The sequence below is a fragment of the Vibrio agarivorans genome (assembly GCF_030409635.1).
GTDB classification, from domain to species: Bacteria; Pseudomonadota; Gammaproteobacteria; order Enterobacterales; family Vibrionaceae; genus Vibrio; species Vibrio agarivorans.
The window spans coordinates 2,590,373-2,605,164 of sequence record NZ_JAUFQF010000004.1 but is presented as its reverse complement, the minus strand read 5'-3'; the positions used below and the strand labels follow the sequence as shown (position 1 = coordinate 2,605,164).

Annotated in this window: 16 protein-coding genes and 1 pseudogene; 8 read left to right on the top strand and 9 right to left on the bottom strand. The window is 44.2% G+C overall.

Annotated elements, in window-relative coordinates; genetic code table 11:
• The first annotated feature begins 65 nt into the window (after positions 1–65).
• Both QWZ05_RS20510 and QWZ05_RS20505 read left to right on the top strand, forming a co-directional pair.
• A complete protein-coding gene (locus tag QWZ05_RS20510; protein WP_264877600.1) occupies positions 66–932 on the top strand; it encodes an aspartate/glutamate racemase family protein in 867 nt (288 codons plus the stop codon).
• Between the two features lie 171 nt (positions 933–1,103).
• Positions 1,104–1,322 carry a hypothetical protein gene (locus QWZ05_RS20505; protein WP_264877598.1) on the top strand — a complete coding sequence of 73 codons (219 nt, stop codon included), beginning with the start codon at positions 1,104–1,106 and terminating at the stop codon, positions 1,320–1,322.
• Positions 1,323–1,412: 90 nt separating this feature from the next.
• On the opposite strand, the gene QWZ05_RS20500 is transcribed toward QWZ05_RS20505, so the two are convergent.
• From QWZ05_RS20500 to QWZ05_RS20485, 4 genes are all read right to left on the bottom strand, one after another.
• Complete coding sequence (locus QWZ05_RS20500) at positions 1,413–1,811, bottom strand: glycine zipper family protein (protein ID WP_264877596.1); 399 nt, start codon at positions 1,809–1,811, stop codon at positions 1,413–1,415.
• Between the two features lie 141 nt (positions 1,812–1,952).
• On the bottom strand, positions 1,953–3,326 hold the full coding sequence (locus QWZ05_RS20495; protein ID WP_264877595.1) for a Na+/H+ antiporter NhaC family protein: 1,374 nt from the start codon (positions 3,324–3,326) through the stop codon (positions 1,953–1,955).
• A 114-nt stretch (positions 3,327–3,440) separates the two neighbouring features.
• Positions 3,441–3,707 carry a hypothetical protein gene (locus tag QWZ05_RS20490; protein WP_264877594.1) on the bottom strand — a complete coding sequence of 89 codons (267 nt, stop codon included), beginning with the start codon at positions 3,705–3,707 and terminating at the stop codon, positions 3,441–3,443.
• Between the two features lie 3 nt (positions 3,708–3,710).
• Positions 3,711–4,643, bottom strand: coding sequence for a LysR family transcriptional regulator (locus tag QWZ05_RS20485; protein ID WP_290300382.1), 933 nt, complete (start codon positions 4,641–4,643; stop codon positions 3,711–3,713).
• Between the two features lie 127 nt (positions 4,644–4,770).
• Here QWZ05_RS20485 and QWZ05_RS22325 point away from each other — a divergent pair.
• The 3 genes and pseudogenes from QWZ05_RS22325 to QWZ05_RS20475 all read left to right on the top strand — a co-directional run.
• A pseudogene (locus QWZ05_RS22325) lies at positions 4,771–5,106 on the top strand (DUF1254 domain-containing protein); the annotation flags it as partial.
• A gap of 387 nt (positions 5,107–5,493) precedes the next feature.
• Entirely contained in the window at positions 5,494–5,802 is a 309-nt protein-coding gene (locus QWZ05_RS22320; RefSeq protein WP_307726640.1) for a hypothetical protein, read from the top strand.
• Between the two features lie 205 nt (positions 5,803–6,007).
• Positions 6,008–6,352 carry a DUF3332 domain-containing protein gene (locus tag QWZ05_RS20475; protein ID WP_264877591.1) on the top strand — a complete coding sequence of 115 codons (345 nt, stop codon included), beginning with the start codon at positions 6,008–6,010 and terminating at the stop codon, positions 6,350–6,352.
• A 35-nt stretch (positions 6,353–6,387) separates the two neighbouring features.
• Here the strand turns inward: QWZ05_RS20475 and QWZ05_RS20470 are convergent, their stop codons facing one another.
• The 4 genes from QWZ05_RS20470 to QWZ05_RS20455 form a co-directional block, all read right to left on the bottom strand.
• Positions 6,388–6,960 carry a thioesterase family protein gene (locus QWZ05_RS20470; protein ID WP_264877590.1) on the bottom strand — a complete coding sequence of 191 codons (573 nt, stop codon included), beginning with the start codon at positions 6,958–6,960 and terminating at the stop codon, positions 6,388–6,390.
• Positions 6,961–7,055: 95 nt separating this feature from the next.
• Positions 7,056–7,934, bottom strand: coding sequence for a DMT family transporter (locus QWZ05_RS20465; protein ID WP_290300379.1), 879 nt, complete (start codon positions 7,932–7,934; stop codon positions 7,056–7,058).
• A gap of 99 nt (positions 7,935–8,033) precedes the next feature.
• A complete protein-coding gene (locus QWZ05_RS20460) occupies positions 8,034–9,203 on the bottom strand; it encodes a MerR family transcriptional regulator (protein ID WP_290300377.1) in 1,170 nt (389 codons plus the stop codon).
• A gap of 80 nt (positions 9,204–9,283) precedes the next feature.
• A complete protein-coding gene (locus tag QWZ05_RS20455) occupies positions 9,284–10,756 on the bottom strand; it encodes a protein adenylyltransferase SelO (RefSeq protein ID WP_290300375.1) in 1,473 nt (490 codons plus the stop codon).
• A 289-nt stretch (positions 10,757–11,045) separates the two neighbouring features.
• On the opposite strand from QWZ05_RS20455, the gene QWZ05_RS20450 reads away from it, so the two are divergent.
• The 3 genes from QWZ05_RS20450 (at position 11,046) to QWZ05_RS20440 (ending at position 13,901) form a co-directional block, all read left to right on the top strand.
• On the top strand, positions 11,046–11,636 hold the full coding sequence (locus QWZ05_RS20450; protein ID WP_264877587.1) for a GNAT family N-acetyltransferase: 591 nt from the start codon (positions 11,046–11,048) through the stop codon (positions 11,634–11,636).
• Positions 11,637–11,856: 220 nt separating this feature from the next.
• Positions 11,857–13,272, top strand: a complete 1,416-nt coding sequence (locus tag QWZ05_RS20445) for a coniferyl aldehyde dehydrogenase (protein WP_290300373.1) — start codon at positions 11,857–11,859, stop codon at positions 13,270–13,272.
• Between the two features lie 236 nt (positions 13,273–13,508).
• The gene (locus QWZ05_RS20440; protein WP_290300371.1) at positions 13,509–13,901 is read left to right on the top strand and encodes a C40 family peptidase; all 393 of its coding nucleotides are present in this window, start codon (positions 13,509–13,511) and stop codon (positions 13,899–13,901) included.
• A gap of 36 nt (positions 13,902–13,937) precedes the next feature.
• On the opposite strand, the gene QWZ05_RS20435 is transcribed toward QWZ05_RS20440, so the two are convergent.
• Positions 13,938–14,738, bottom strand: coding sequence for a siderophore-interacting protein (locus QWZ05_RS20435; protein ID WP_264877585.1), 801 nt, complete (start codon positions 14,736–14,738; stop codon positions 13,938–13,940).
• Positions 14,739–14,792 lie beyond the last annotated feature (54 nt).

Here is a 14,792-nt window from a genome sequence, read left to right as displayed (position 1 = left end):
ATTTATAGATTATCGTTTGACGTATTAAATTATCTCTCGAACACAACATAAGAGAGTAATGCGTTATGAAAAAAGTAAGATTTGGCGTAATCGGTAATATGGGTCCAGAAGCTGACGCATTGTTCCAAGACATTGTAGCGAAGATGGAAATCGAGCATGGCGCGTTAAAAGACCAAGATCACATGGGCATGATCGTGGTGAAAAACCCTGACATTCCTGATCGTTCAGAAGCGATCAATGAAGGTGGTAAAGACCCAGTGCCTGAAATGGTGAAGTCTGCGAAACTACTTGAGCAAGTGAACGTTCAGTTTGCAGTGATGACATGTAATACGGCGCACTACTTTAGAGAACGAGTGCAAGCGAAAACAGATGTGTATATCGTTGATATGTTGAAAACCACCGTAGATCGCATCAAAGCCGAAAACCCAGAATCTGTGGTAGGCATTCTATGTACTAACGGTACGTACAATTCTGGTATCTACGATACCTATTTACAGCAAGAAAATCTGGTTTTCGTTAAGCCAGACAGTTATGCGCAAGAGCATTATGTGCATAGTGCAATATATGGTGAAACGACGGGTGAAAAAACTGCTTGCGGACAGGCGATTCGAGAAACAAATGGTATTAAATCAGGCGAATTTGAACGTAACGCTGAACTGCTAAGCAAAGCAATCGAAAGGTTTCAAACACAAGGTGTGACTAGTGTGATTCTTGGTTGCACTGAGCTACCTCTCGTTCGCAATATCTTGCAGCAAAAATTCCCAGATATTCAATTTATTGACCCAATGGAAGCGGTCGCTGATCGTGTCGTATGTTTATACAAACAGGCAGAAGAGCGTACAGAAATCGATGATCGTGAAGGGCTGCTTCAAGACCCTATGGATGTACATACCGATCAGGAAATTGTTGATTACATTGTCAGCAGAGCATAGTGGATACAGATAAATGCCACTGGGATTGGTTGATAATTGAGCTAGATCAGATGAGTGGTGAATAGTCATTCATGCTGGTGAAATAATGTGCTATCAAGATAATGAGTGCTGAGTTACATAACTAGGCTTCTTCAAGCAGGGAAGCGTCATGGAAAAGGGAGACAAAGCCGTATGTACACCAAGAAATTGAATGATAAGCAGATTCGCCAAATGATGATGGAACATCCTGGCCTGTTCACCGGCATGATCTCAACACACTACCACTATGTTGATCGTGTACGCCAAGAGATGGCTCTGTATGAATATCAAGCCAATCCCTTGTCTGCCGAGCAACTTATCACTGGGTATCTATCGTTTAGAGAGCAGTGCGAGTCTATGCCCGAAGTCTAAGGGGCTTGAGTAGTGTTAAGGGGCATCTTTCAATGCCCCTTAAATTTTTATGTTACTCTAACTTCTATGTTTTCGTCACGTGACATTAAATCAGTTGAGTACACGGTATCCACGTCCAATCATGCAATTACGCATCACAGCTTGTACTTCGTAATCGTGCTCAGCCGCGTGTTCACGTTTCTCTGAACCATGTTTAAGTACACCACCAATCACCCCAATACCTGCGCCAACTTTTGCACCCTTTGAGCCACTCCCCCCAGCAATTGCGCTGCCAGCTGCGCCTAACGCCGCACCTTTTGCAGTGGATCCGACAACATCGTGCCCAAGACTATCTGTTTGTTTCATCTCTGATTGTTGACTTAATTGCTGACATTCATACAGGTCGGCGTGGTACTGAGTTTGGTCAACATTTTTGGTGTCAACGATGACGTTGGCGTATGTGGTTGCGCTAAAGAGTGCGATTGCACCGAGGATAAGTGCGGGTTTCATAGACTTCTATCCACTGTTTGATGAGAAAGTGGTGAGGTTAACGCTCTTTTATGTGGGGAATAAATCGTTTAAGCAGGATGGGATCATGCAATAAAAGTAAGGCTCCAATTGGAGCCTTACTGAGAGTCATTACGATAGGGACTATTGTTGAACTTGAGCGTCAGGTAGGATTTCAGCCTCACGCTTTCTTACGAAAATGGTGACTATTGCCGACACCGCTAATGCGAAGCAGTAATAAGAGTTTGAAATAACCATCAGTGGCGATAATCCAAATACTGAGCCAAGCAGCAGCACTTGAGCGCCGTAGGGTAGCACTCCCTGTATAACACAAGAGAAAATATCTAACATACTCGCTGCACGTTTTGGCGCTACGCCATTCTCATCGGCAAGCTCACGAGCCACACCGCCAGAAACGATAATCGCGACCGTATTGTTCGCAGTACACGTATTTACCATGGATACGAGACCTGCAATACCCAGCTCACTAGCACGACTGTTTGCTTGTGCATTGTGATTTGACCCAAACTTACGGATGGCGCGTCCAACAAGATCTGTCAGGAAGGCTAAGCCACCTTGACGACGCATTAATTCACTTAAGCCACCGATAAGCATTGAGAGCAAGAAAATTTCCTGCATGCTGCCAAAGCCAGCGTAGATGTCTTGAGCAAATTGAGTGACTGAATACGTTTCGACAGAGGTTAGGCTGACACCACCAGCAAATAGAATACCGATAGTTAATACCACAAACACATTTACGCCACAGACAGCAAGCACCAAAATAGTGAGATATGGCATGACTTTAAGCCACTCGATAGCTTCAGTTGCAGGCACTTGTGTTGCGCTGCTATTGAGGGCGAAAATAATCAGAGCCACAAACGCAGCAGGAAGCGCAATTTTTATGTTTTCTTTAAACTTATCGCGCATTTCACAGCCTTGGGAGCGAGTCGCGGCAATAGTGGTGTCTGAGATGATCGATAAGTTGTCGCCAAACATTGCGCCACTCAACACAACACCTGCTGTGAGGGGAAGGCTCATTCCCGCAGATTCAGAAATGCCGAGGGCTACGGGAGCAACCGCTGCTATTGTTCCCATTGATGTGCCCATCGCAGTCGCAATAAAGGCCGAGATAAGGAAGATTCCCGGTAAGATCAAGCTTGTTGGAATTGCAGATAATCCCAAGTTGACCGTTGCATCTACACCGCCAGAAGCTTTAGCTACTGTGGCAAATGCACCAGCAAGTAGATAGATCATACACATTGCAACGATGTCTGGATGACCAACGCCTTTTAAGAATTGTTCAATCGCGCGGTTTAGTTTCTCTTTACTGAGAAGCAAAGCGAGCACAACAGCAGGCAGAACCGCAATAGGGGCTGGCAATTGATAAAACGCGAAATCGACACCCTGAAGAGTGAGGTAAGCGCCAACACCAATAAATAGGGCAAGGAAAGCGAACAAGGGCAGTAGAGCGATAGCTGACGGGCTAATCGAAGATGATTTATTTTCTTGAGATGACATGGAACACAGTAGACATAAACAATTTGCGTGCAGACTACTTATCTTAACTGGACTTGTCAACGTCTAGACGTCTAAATGTCCGTTTTGGTATTTGTGTTTACTAAAGCGTAATGACTATTTCACGCGCATCAGTCTGTGCTTGATGACATCGAGATCAAAGATACAGACCTGCGAAGGGCGCATATTGCTTACACGATCGATCATCTCTTGATTGTAACCTTTGTTTATCATCCATTGGTATGGCGCTTCAAAACTATCTTCGTTGACGATGAACGACTCACCTTTATGTGGTCCATCGAAGACGTTTACAACCCAGACGCGACCCTGAAAATCGAGCAGCTGGTTTATAGCGGTAGTGAGTTTAGTGAGTAATCGGCGCATGATTTATAACGTCTCTATCGATAGAAATGTACGTTCAACACAGCTCTGCAGCCATGACATCTTAGGGTTGTTTCTGTGTTTGCGTCCAACTGCAATACCTATTTGACCATCGGGCATGTTTGGCATTGGCGGTAAATCGACAAAAGCAAAATCGTTTGATAATGAGTTCACAAGCAGCTTAGAGCAAGGAAAGAGTATATCGCTCTCCTTGACGATAGCCAAAAGACTATGGAGGTAGCTAGACCTTACCTTAACGTCTGCTTTTATGCCTAGGCTTTCGATCACTCGTGGAGCGAGTGGTAACAATTCATTCCAGTCTGGCACGACTAAACTCGCTAATTGTATTTCAGTCGCTAGGGTTTCATCTAACATTTTGTTTGCCAGCTTATGGCCGGAGCGACAAACCAATACGAATCCGTCTTGCGCAATACGCTTTTGATAAACTTGTTTAGAAAGGTTAAGTGGGTAGTAATTAATACCGATATCTACATCACCCGAAATAAGTTGTTCTATGGTTTGGTCTTGCCAAGCACTGATATTAATTTTGATATTTGGCGCTTCTTTTAACAGCATGTGAGTAAGGGGCGCGGAGAAAGTGTTCGCAATGAACCCATTAATCGCAATATTTACAGACGCATCAAGAGTCGCGAGGTCAAGCTCTGATCTAGGCTCTATCGCCGTCTCAAGCTGACCAAGAATGGGCAGCAGTAGTGATTTTAACTCATCAAGCCTTGCCGTGGGCTCAAGACCGTGTTGAGAGCGAATGAATAGCTCATCGTTAAAATGCTCGCGTAATTTTTGCAGTGAGCGACTAATTGAAGGTTGACTCGTGAACAAAGCTTCCGCTGCTTTACGTGTGTTTTGAGTCTCTATGAGAACCATCAGCACTTTCAATAAATTGAGGTCTAGCTTTTTGAAGTTTGGTTGCAATGACATAGGTTCCTCTGGTTCAGATATTCACATTTTGAATATCTTGATTTCAGTTACTCTATTGGAGAATAGCATAGGGGATGCCGCATAATCACTTCATCGACAAGAAATCGAAACAAAAGTGAGAACCTCCATGAAAAAGACATTGTTAACAACCCTACTAATGACATCGACGGTAGCAATTGCAGCGGACTATGACCACGCACCGGTAGGCAACGTAACTTGGGAAAACTATCATCAAGCTGAATCTGATTGGAACTTCCTTGGTCTACAAGAGAAAGTTGGGGTTAATGAGTGGTTGCATGCAGAGGCTGTATCACCTGAGGCTCAAACAGTGATTCGCTCGAATCGTGATGTGATGTACTCAACGATGATAGTGGATGTGTCGGAGGGAGCAACTTTTCATGTTCCAGCAGAGAACAACGATTACTTCCAAATTATACACATTATGGATGAAAACCACCTAGTTCACGCGGTTGTTCGCCGTGGTGAAACACTGACGTTGACAGCGGATGATTTAACAACGGGCACACACGTTCATGTACTCGCTAGAACACGAATTGCTGAATCTATTGAAGATACTAAGCGCCGACAATCACTATTATCGATCAAGGCGAACTCATCAAAGCCTTATCAAGGGAAAGGCTTCGACGCCGATGATGTTGTTGGTTATCGCTTGAAACTGATTAACAACGTAATGAAACATGGCGCACCGATTGAGGGTCTAAAAGGTTTTGGTGCAACGCTTGAAGATGTTGAAGATCATCACTTCAAGTATGTGACTGCGTTCGGCTATGCAGGTTTGCCGGCAACAACAGCACAATACTTAGAGCGAGTACCGGGACAAGGTGAAACAATGTGCCAGGAATGGACCATTCCAACACCTAATCTAGATGTTGAAGGGCGTGGTGGTTACTTCTCACTAACGACGTATGGCGCAGATGGATGGATTGATTCAGAGCGTTTCTATACTTCTGGTGAGTCGATGCGTGATAACGGTGATGGCACAGTTTCAATGACATTTAACTGCGGCAGTGGCGAAGTGTACGACTTTGAAGTGTCAGAAGGTTGGGCGGGGGTTCTGCGTCTATACGAACCAGTCAATGTGCAAGAGACACTAGATTACATGGAAACACTTCGCGGGATTCAAATTAAGCCGCTGTAAATTGAGTAACGAGTAATTGCTGAGTGCAGATTGATTTATAGCAAATGGAATTGCGCTAGGCCTTGGGTCTAGCGCTTTTCTTTGCACTCTAGAAAGCATTCCATTTGGGAATGCACGATATAACATCCACTTTATTTTTTCTTGTTTCAGAGTGCTTTAACTTCTTGCTCCCGAAACGAATTCCAATTAATCATTAAGGTATGAAATGAAATACAAACTTTTAGTAGCAGCATTAGGCACTTTGTTTCTAGCGGGTTGTGCAGGCCAAAGTATCGCCACAAAGAAAACGATGGAGCTCAACATGAAGCCAGTAGATAACCGTTACGCACGCGCAGGCTTAACAGTATTAATGTCACCGATTTACGTCCTGGCTGCTGGCGCTGACTTTTTTGTCCTAAACGGAATTGAGTTCTGGACTGGCACTAACCCAATTACAGGTCAACCTTCCATTTATGACACATCAACAGATACATGGATGGATATCAATGACAGCCTTCCTGAAGAGGTGCGTGACGCGGCGTTAAAAGAACAGGCAATCACCATTCAGTAATATTTACATTAACAGGATATCGTATAGCACGGAGGCTATACGGATGGCTGTTGCACTGTCAGCGAATCATCTAGCTCTATTGTGGTTGGAGGCCATGGTCGGTGCAATTCAGAGTCAATCCATTCTTGCACCCATTTTGGAATATCGATATGGTCGAAGCTTGAATGCGAAGCATCAATGACGTCTTGTGGTGGAACAACACCTTGATTAGATGTCACTCCAGCACGAATCAAAACTGATGAACAAGGCTGCCCTTTTACCCACATTGATTGTTCGAGATAGAGCCATTTATCATCTGTTGCCACACATTGAGTGCGCATTGTAATTTTATCGAACATTTTGACGCGTTTGCGATAACGCACAGAACTCCCCGCAACGACAAGCCCCCACCGTTGACGCTTGAGTGTTTTCATTAATCCACACTTGATGCCAAGTGCAGTGCGTCCTAAATCATACAAGGTAAGAATACGGCCATTATTCATTTCCATAAACATATCGATGTCCCAAGGGTGACAATAGAAGTCGATCTCATCTTGATGGGAGTAGGATACGCTAGGCTGCTTACGCGCATTAAACATGGTTTTGGCAAGGCGAAAGAAAGGGTACATTGAAAATTTCTCTCTTGTTAAATTATTGTTATATCGACTTTCACCTTAAGAAAATTTAGCCAATAAGGCAACCTCAAATCATAATACTGGTCCGATTACTGCTGCCACATCACTAAAATGGCTGCACAAGCAATCAAACACAAAGCGATACCTTCGTTTCTTTTTAGTTTTTGCTTTAACCAGAAGTATGAAATCAACGCCATAAACACAATTTCAATTTGTCCCAAGGTCTTGACGTAAGGTACTGCTTGTAATGCCATGGCACTAAACCATCCCAGAGAGCCCAGAACACTTGTTAAGCTTGTCATAACGATAAGTTTTGGTTTTTTCCTCATTTCATTAAGGGTGTCTCGTTCTTTAAGAGCGATATAAGAACATATCACGAGTGTTTGCAGTGTAATTACTAACAATAACACCCATGCCGCACTGTGAGGAAAGGGGGCGGATAACTCTATACTCGCTTCTCTTACCCATAGTGAGGTTAGGGCAAAGGCTGTGCTGCATAAAATCCCAAGAGCCAAAGTGACAACAGAAAGGCTTCGCCACCCAGATGAACAACTAAGAAGTAACACCGCAACTGTGCCAAGGATCACACCAACCCAACCAGTGAATGAAAGTGCTGTTCCGAAGAATATCACACCTAACAGTGCAGACATCGGTGCCTCACACTTTGCGAGGCCTGCGCCTATGGCGTAGTTTTGTTGCTTGAACAATAAAACCATCAGACCTGTAGCGACAATCTGCATGGCCGAGGCTGCCGAGACGTAAAATGCGAAAACAAGAGTAAAATTTGGGATGGTAGTAGGAAAAATTTGGTAAAGAAAGACTAGGTAGGCCAGTGCGATTGGGCTGGCAAAGATAAATCTTGATAGTGTTGTACCTGCAACACTCAAGCTTGAGCTCAATTGACTTTGAAACGCGTTTCGCCATGATTGGCATAATGCTGCGAGAACGGTAAAAGCAATCCAAGTCATTGATATGTGCATCCAATTATTACGACTAAACAATACCTTAGATTACACTATAACCAAAATAGGGAAAGCAGAAGCTTTCCCTATTGACTGAGGTTATTCTCAAACTTTCAGAATAAAAAACTCATAGCCAAACTGGTCACCCTGGTGCTGCTTGTAGATTTCAATTTCATGTTGAATATCCTTAAGCGCTTGTGAATCAGGCATTGTTGGTGTAAGTGCTTTAACTTTTTCTTCTACAGGTTGCCAATAGTTTCTCCATGACTCTTGCGCAATCGTAAAGTGGTCGAGAACTTGGTATCCCTGCTTTTGTGCTTGTGCGAGCCTTGTCTCGAGGCTTTGCATAGATGGGTACTCACTTTTCCAGAACTTAGTGAATGGTGATTGAGGGTTGTCTGTTAGCCACACGAGATCGCTAACAACAAGATAACCGCCGGCTTTAATGAACGGTTTCCACGCAGCAAGAGCGGCTTCAAACCCCATGATATATACACAACCTTCAGCCCAGAGTAGGTCAAAACTGTTCGCTGCAAACGGAAGCGAAGTCATTGATGCGCAGACAGGAGATATGCGGTCTTGAATCTGAGTCGTCGCCAATTTGCTTTTGAGCTTGTCGATGGCGACAGGTTCATTGTCTACTGCTGTAATGTGGGCACTCGTGTTGTCAGCAAGTGTCATTGTGGTCAGTCCTTTACCACTGCCGATTTCGAGAATCTTTTTCCCGGTGTTAGGAATGAGATTGAGCGCTTTAAGTGTCTCGCTATCGCTCCCTGGTCCCCAGCGTTCGAGATCTTCAAACACTGTCATAAAGTCGTTCATATATTCATCATGCGTATTCATGTCTTTCGATAACCATTTCACCCTTAGGGCGTCTTTTTCGTTAAAACCTTGTTGAAGCAACCAATCCATATGCGCATCGGGTGCGATTTGGCTCATGGATTCGTGTAATTGCTTTTGGGAGTGCTCTCCGAGTAGGCCAGAAATCAAGGTATGTGCTTGACGTTTCTGTTCAATCTCTTGGGCTAATGTATCAAGTCGGGCTTGCAGTGTGTCTCGCTCTAACGTGCCATTTAGACAGGCTTGACACTCTTTGAGTGTGAGCCCTCCTGTATGGAGTTTTTGAAGCAACAATAAACGCTGCACGTCGTCTTCACTGTATCTTCGATAGCCGTTGTCCAGCCGTTTACCTTGGATCAAGCCAATCTTTTCATAGTAGAGAAGGGTGGTGCGTGACACATTTACCCGTTTAGCCAGTTCTGAAATTAGGTACATTGTGAAGGACTTCTGCTCGCTTTGATGATGTCAGAATAAAGTATAAAGCACTAGACAGGTCAACGATTCTATTAACAAATTTACGAAGAACAACTGATTTCGATGTCTTGTGCCCAAGCGGGCGGCAGGTCAGCGTAATTGTTGTAGTCAGGGTGTTCATCAAATGGCTTTTTCAGCAACATTATTAACGTGTCTATTTCGCAGTAGTCACCTTGCTCAGCCTTGTCTATCGCGATTTGGGCAAGGTAGTTTCTTAGAATATATTTCGGGTTAACTTGGCGCATGGCGTGGCAGCGAGTATCGGTCGTGATGACCTTACCTTCACCATTAATCTCTTTTTCACAGCGACGTAGATAGCGCATTAACCACTCTTGTGCTTTTGCTCTGTCCACAAAAAGGTCAATCACAGGTTGCTCACCTAAGAGATCCAACTCACTAAGCGAGCGCATGAAGCGCGTGTAGTCTGTGTGGTGTTGATTCAGCAAATTGAACATCTCATCAAAGAGCTCGCTATCGCCTTCCAAGCACAGAGTTAACCCCAACTTTTTACGCATTTTATTGCTGAATATCGCACCCAACTTGGCTTGATATTGCTCAAGCTCGGCTTCAATTAGATGATGCTCGATTAAAGGAGAGAGGGCGTAGCCAAGTGCTGATAAGTTCCAGAAAGTGATGCTGGGCTGCATTTTAAAAGAGTAGCGCCCTTGATAATCGGAATGATTAGGGATGTAGTTATTGTCGTAGCCATCCATAAACCCGTACGGGCCATAATCAAAGGTTTGACCGAGTATCGACATATTGTCGGTGTTCATTACTCCATGGGTGAAACCGATGGCTTGCCAACTCGCTACCATCTCGACTGTCGCATCAATGATGTGTTGAAATAGGGAGAGATAAGGGTGGTTTGTGTGTTTGGCTTGAGGCCAATACCAATCTATGCACTTATCAGCAAGGAGCTTTAGGTGGTCATGCTGCTGTTGATAGAAAAAGTGTTCAAAATGACCGAATCGAATATGGGTTTGTGTGGTTCGTAGCAACATGGCACCAAACTCTGACTTTTCTCGGTAAACGACCGTATCGCCCGCAAACATGCCGAGAGCTCGAGTCGTCGGTATACCAAGTCCTACCATTGCCTCGCTGCCAAGATACTCACGAATCGTTGAACGCAAAACCGCACGGCCGTCTCCCATTCTCGAATAAGGTGTTAACCCAGCACCTTTAAGGTGTAAGTCGTGTTTAACGCCGTGTTGATCGCTAAGCTCGCCCAGCAATAGGCCGCGTCCATCCCCTAGTTCAGGATTATAAATACCAAATTGATGCCCTGCATATTTCATCGCCAGTGAAGGGTGCTTGGGAGATATCAGTTCGCCAAAAAGGTACTGTTTGAGTTCACCGCTTGGCGGGTGCCCAGGCAAGCCGAATTCTTTGGCATGCTCACTGTTCCAAGTCACCCACCGACTGTTCGCCAACGGCTGTGGGTTTAATTGAGAATAAAAGGCATCAGGAAAGTCCAAATAGCGGTGAGACAAGGTCAACGGGAAACTCATAAACATCCTTTGTTATGTTCGCTTTAAAGTCACAGTAGCACAGTTTTTTATCCTAAACATATGCTGAGGCCTAGCAGACGCTTTCAGCTGGTGGCGTCGTCTAGATTCTCTCTAGAAGGGATTTGTTACATATTCTTACAGCTGAAATCACATAAACCAATGCCGTTTCTGAACGAATTTTGACCGCCTTCACTGTCGAGAAAAAGGCCGATTGCGAGCGTGTGGAATTAGCAATAGTCTTTTTTCAAAGGTTTGTTTTTACGAGTTTTTTAATCAAAGCAGCAAAGGTGAATTTATGTTGAGTAGCTTAAAAGATCTTTATGGGCGAATATTTATCAACCATGCAAAAACACCGTTACCAACCCCTGAGTCACGGCGCAAAAAAGCGCCGATAGCAAAGGGTATTACACTGCTAGAACCTGAAGATATTAGTTGGGTTGTCAGTGAAATCATCAATGAGTCTGGGCACGGTCACTTTAATAAGCAATTTTTGTTGCCTGTTACTCATGACAACTTAAGAAAGCAGATCTTTACCACGATAGACAAGGGCTACTTTGACTTGGAGGGGGAACGCATCAACGCTGCTATCTTTGGAAAGTACATCAATGGAAAAATCGTAGGCTTCATGTGGGTGCAACAAACGACTCAACTTGAATACGAGATAGCGATGATGGGAGTCGATAGGCAGTATCGACGTCAGGGAATCGCGACTGAGTTTATGAGCAAGGTGCTCGAAGATATTGTACCTGTGACAGGTAAATCAGTGGCAAAAATCAGCCTCTATACCGCATCACAAAACATGCTGACACTAGTTAGAAGTGTTGGATTCAAGAAAGCTAAGAATCAACCAGAAAAACAACGGACTTTACTTGTTAGAACGGTGTGATTGAACCTTGTCACAGGTTTGCTCAAGGGCTTGAGTGGACCTGTGACTACCCACTACCTGCAGCTACAACGTGGTGACTGTTTTTGATAGTCTGTTTTTAATAATCTGTGATTAACACATGCGCCTTTCTGTTATTTAGCCATTTAAACTGTGCTACATTGGGAGCAATAACTCTAAATTTATGTTTGGCTTTGGAAAATAACGAGAAAGGATTGGTGCTATGAATGCGATAACAGAGATTGATACGGATTTACTGTTAAAACAATCATTTGAAGACTTACAAACGCATTTTAAAGCCGCACCATCTGTTTCTTTTGAGGACCGAGTTGAGCATTTAAAAGTAGTAAAAAAGAGTCTAATCGACCATCGCAGTGAATTAATTGCTGCGTTAAGTGAAGACTTTGGCTGTCGTACAGAATTTGATAGTTCAATAGCAGACATTATGCCCGCCGTTGCACAAGTTAACTACACGTTAAAGCACTTGAAACGCTGGCTGAAACCAAGCAAACGCAGTGCTGGGCTTATGTTTATGCCGAGTAAAGTTGCGGTGGAGTATCAACCTTTAGGCGTGATAGGTATCATCGCGCCTTGGAATTTTCCAGTGATACTCAGTGTTGGTCCTATCGTCACGGCTCTCGCAGCGGGCAATCGCGTCATGCTAAAGCTCAGTGAGTTTACCCCTAAAACCAACCAAGTAATCAAAAAACTGCTAGCGGTCTTGCCACAACATATTGTTGTGATAGAGGGAGAGGCCGATGTAGCGGCGCAATTTAGTGCTTTACCATTCGATCATTTACTCTTCACTGGCTCAACACAAGTTGGGCGTTATGTTGCTCAGGCTGCGGCGCCCAATTTGACACCGATTACGTTGGAACTTGGTGGAAAGTCGCCAGTGATTGTCGCTGACGATAGCGAACTTGATGTTGCAGTGGACGCTATCTTGTTTGGTAAGTGCCTTAATGCCGGTCAAATTTGCGTGTCTCCAGATTATGCTTTTGTGCCAGAACGAAAGGTCGAACAGTTTGTTAGCCGATTCTTCGAGCGACTTGATGCATTATACCCAGAGCTCGAACACGAAGGTGGGTATACTCAGATCATCAATCAGCGTCAATACGACCGACTGATGGGTCTCCTTAAAGATGCGAAAGAAAAAGGGGCTCAAATCACAACGAAAGAGCTGACAACGCATCAGGGTTCGCGTTTGATTGTTCCTCATCTTGTTACGGAAGTTTCTGAAGATATGGCACTAATGCAAGACGAGATATTTGGCCCTATTTTGCCAATCAAACCTTATACTGAGATGCAAGACGTACTGGACTACGTCAACAGTAAAGACCGACCATTGGCGCTGTACATTATGAGTAAAGATGAATCGTTGATTAAGCATATTGTGAGCCACACGCACAGTGGTGGAGTGGGGATCAATGAGACAGTTTTCCATGTGGGTGCAGAAGACGCGCCGTTCGGTGGTGTTGGTCCATCTGGTATGGGGCATTATCATGGTATAGAGGGCTTCCATACCTTCAGTCATGCGAAAACCGTATTTCACACTCCTGCTTGGCTCGGGCGAATTAAGCTGTTACTTAAGTCAAAAAAAACAATGATTAGCATGATGGGGCGCTTATTTATCCGGTAAAGGCATATTATTCGGAATAAATGCAATTGCAGGCTATGCTTATTGATGTCTAAATAATGAACATGGAGAGCATAGCCTTGGTTTTGAACTGTAAAGCTGGTTTGTTAAAGTCTTCAAACCGATTGAAGCGACTGATTCCGTTTAGCCTCATCCTTCTCTCCACCGCGTGCTCTTCATCGGCTCCTACGGTAAACACTACTCCTATAACGCCAGTCCAATACTCTTCGTTTACACAAATGATCGCGTTTGCCAGAAATTATCTTGGTACGGATTACAAATGGGGCGGCAATACACCTAACGGATTTGATTGCTCGGGGTTTATTAAGTATGTCTACAATGAGTTTGACATTGAAATACCACGTACGACTTCACAGTACCCTTTACTCTACGCTAATCGAGTTGATTTTGATGACGCCAAAGTTGGCGATCTGATTATTTTTACTGGCACCGACCCTAAGGTTCGTAAACCGGGACATGCTGGGATCATCACCCAAGTAGGCGAGGGGCAATTACATTTCATACACAGCTCATCCTCGAAAAAACACTATGGCGTAACAGAAACCAATTACTTTAAAAGTGGCTACCCCAAACGCTACTTATCGATTGTACGAATGAACAAGGAGTCATAATGGCAGAGCCCTTTGGCTCTGCCTTAAGGCAGGTTTTTAGTCTTTCTGGCTAAACGCTTCTGCGTCCTCTTTTTTTAGCACCTTGTGCCCATCTTCCGTGACACCGTCTTTCCAATAACTACTGAAATAGCAATGACTGCGCTCAAGCTCAAAATGGTCTGAGATATGACGACGAATCGCTCTCATTTGTGAAAACTCACAAGCGCACCAAACACCAGCTTGATTGTGCGGAAGGGAGATGGAATCAACAGCACTCCTTAGCGCAGGTTGATGTGGGCTAGCCACTAGCCAGTGCAACTGCATTCCCTTAGGAGCGTCGATTTCTCCTTCAAGTGCTTGCCTATCTGTATTATCGGATACCTGGATATAAATATCGCCGCTTGGTTTTGCTGACAACTGTGCGACGGTTGCTGAAAGCGCGGGAAGGGAAGTCATATCGGCAAACATGACATAGTGGCTGAGATCAAAAGGAACGGTGTCACTATGACCAGGGCCTCCTATTTTTATCGTGTCACCAACTTGGGCGTTTGCAGCCCATTTGCTCGCAACGCCACTCGACTGTTCGCTATCGTGAAGGACAAAATCGACATCTAACGTTTGGTTCATTGGGTCAAAATGACGAATCGTGTAGGTTCTCATTATTGGTCGCTGACCTTCACCAAGCTCGCCAATTTCAGCTGAGCCATTTTGAGAAAAGATAAGTTTAATGTAGTCACCGGTACAATCTTCCGGCATCCGAGCTAAGTCTTCACCAGAAAAGCGAATTCGAAGATAATTGTTACTGAGTTTACTCGTAGCAATAACCGTCAATGATTTAGGTACCATTTTTCTTTTCATCGTTTCTCTCCTCGTGTACACTTTATTTGTTGATTTTGTCAACTATAGTTAATT

Excerpts from the sequence above, each read along its gene's own strand:
- QWZ05_RS20510 (WP_264877600.1), top strand. The coding sequence starts at position 66 with ATGAAAAAAGTAAGATTTGGCGTAATCGGTAATATGGGTCCAGAAGCT.
- QWZ05_RS22320 (WP_307726640.1), top strand. The coding sequence starts at position 5,494 with ATGTGCCAGGAATGGACCATTCCAACACCTAATCTAGATGTTGAAGGG.
- QWZ05_RS20460 (WP_290300377.1), bottom strand. The coding sequence starts at position 9,203 with ATGTACCTAATTTCAGAACTGGCTAAACGGGTAAATGTGTCACGCACC.
- QWZ05_RS20435 (WP_264877585.1), bottom strand. The coding sequence starts at position 14,738 with ATGAAAAGAAAAATGGTACCTAAATCATTGACGGTTATTGCTACGAGT.
- QWZ05_RS20495 (WP_264877595.1), bottom strand. The coding sequence starts at position 3,326 with ATGTCATCTCAAGAAAATAAATCATCTTCGATTAGCCCGTCAGCTATC.
- QWZ05_RS20485 (WP_290300382.1), bottom strand. The coding sequence starts at position 4,643 with ATGTCATTGCAACCAAACTTCAAAAAGCTAGACCTCAATTTATTGAAA.
- QWZ05_RS20440 (WP_290300371.1), top strand. The coding sequence starts at position 13,509 with ATGATCGCGTTTGCCAGAAATTATCTTGGTACGGATTACAAATGGGGC.
- QWZ05_RS20505 (WP_264877598.1), top strand. The coding sequence starts at position 1,104 with ATGTACACCAAGAAATTGAATGATAAGCAGATTCGCCAAATGATGATG.
- QWZ05_RS20445 (WP_290300373.1), top strand. The coding sequence starts at position 11,857 with ATGAATGCGATAACAGAGATTGATACGGATTTACTGTTAAAACAATCA.
- QWZ05_RS20450 (WP_264877587.1), top strand. The coding sequence starts at position 11,046 with ATGTTGAGTAGCTTAAAAGATCTTTATGGGCGAATATTTATCAACCAT.
- QWZ05_RS20475 (WP_264877591.1), top strand. The coding sequence starts at position 6,008 with ATGAAATACAAACTTTTAGTAGCAGCATTAGGCACTTTGTTTCTAGCG.
- QWZ05_RS20465 (WP_290300379.1), bottom strand. The coding sequence starts at position 7,934 with ATGACTTGGATTGCTTTTACCGTTCTCGCAGCATTATGCCAATCATGG.
- QWZ05_RS20470 (WP_264877590.1), bottom strand. The coding sequence starts at position 6,960 with ATGTACCCTTTCTTTCGCCTTGCCAAAACCATGTTTAATGCGCGTAAG.
- QWZ05_RS20490 (WP_264877594.1), bottom strand. The coding sequence starts at position 3,707 with ATGCGCCGATTACTCACTAAACTCACTACCGCTATAAACCAGCTGCTC.
- QWZ05_RS20455 (WP_290300375.1), bottom strand. The coding sequence starts at position 10,756 with ATGTTTATGAGTTTCCCGTTGACCTTGTCTCACCGCTATTTGGACTTT.
- QWZ05_RS20500 (WP_264877596.1), bottom strand. The coding sequence starts at position 1,811 with ATGAAACCCGCACTTATCCTCGGTGCAATCGCACTCTTTAGCGCAACC.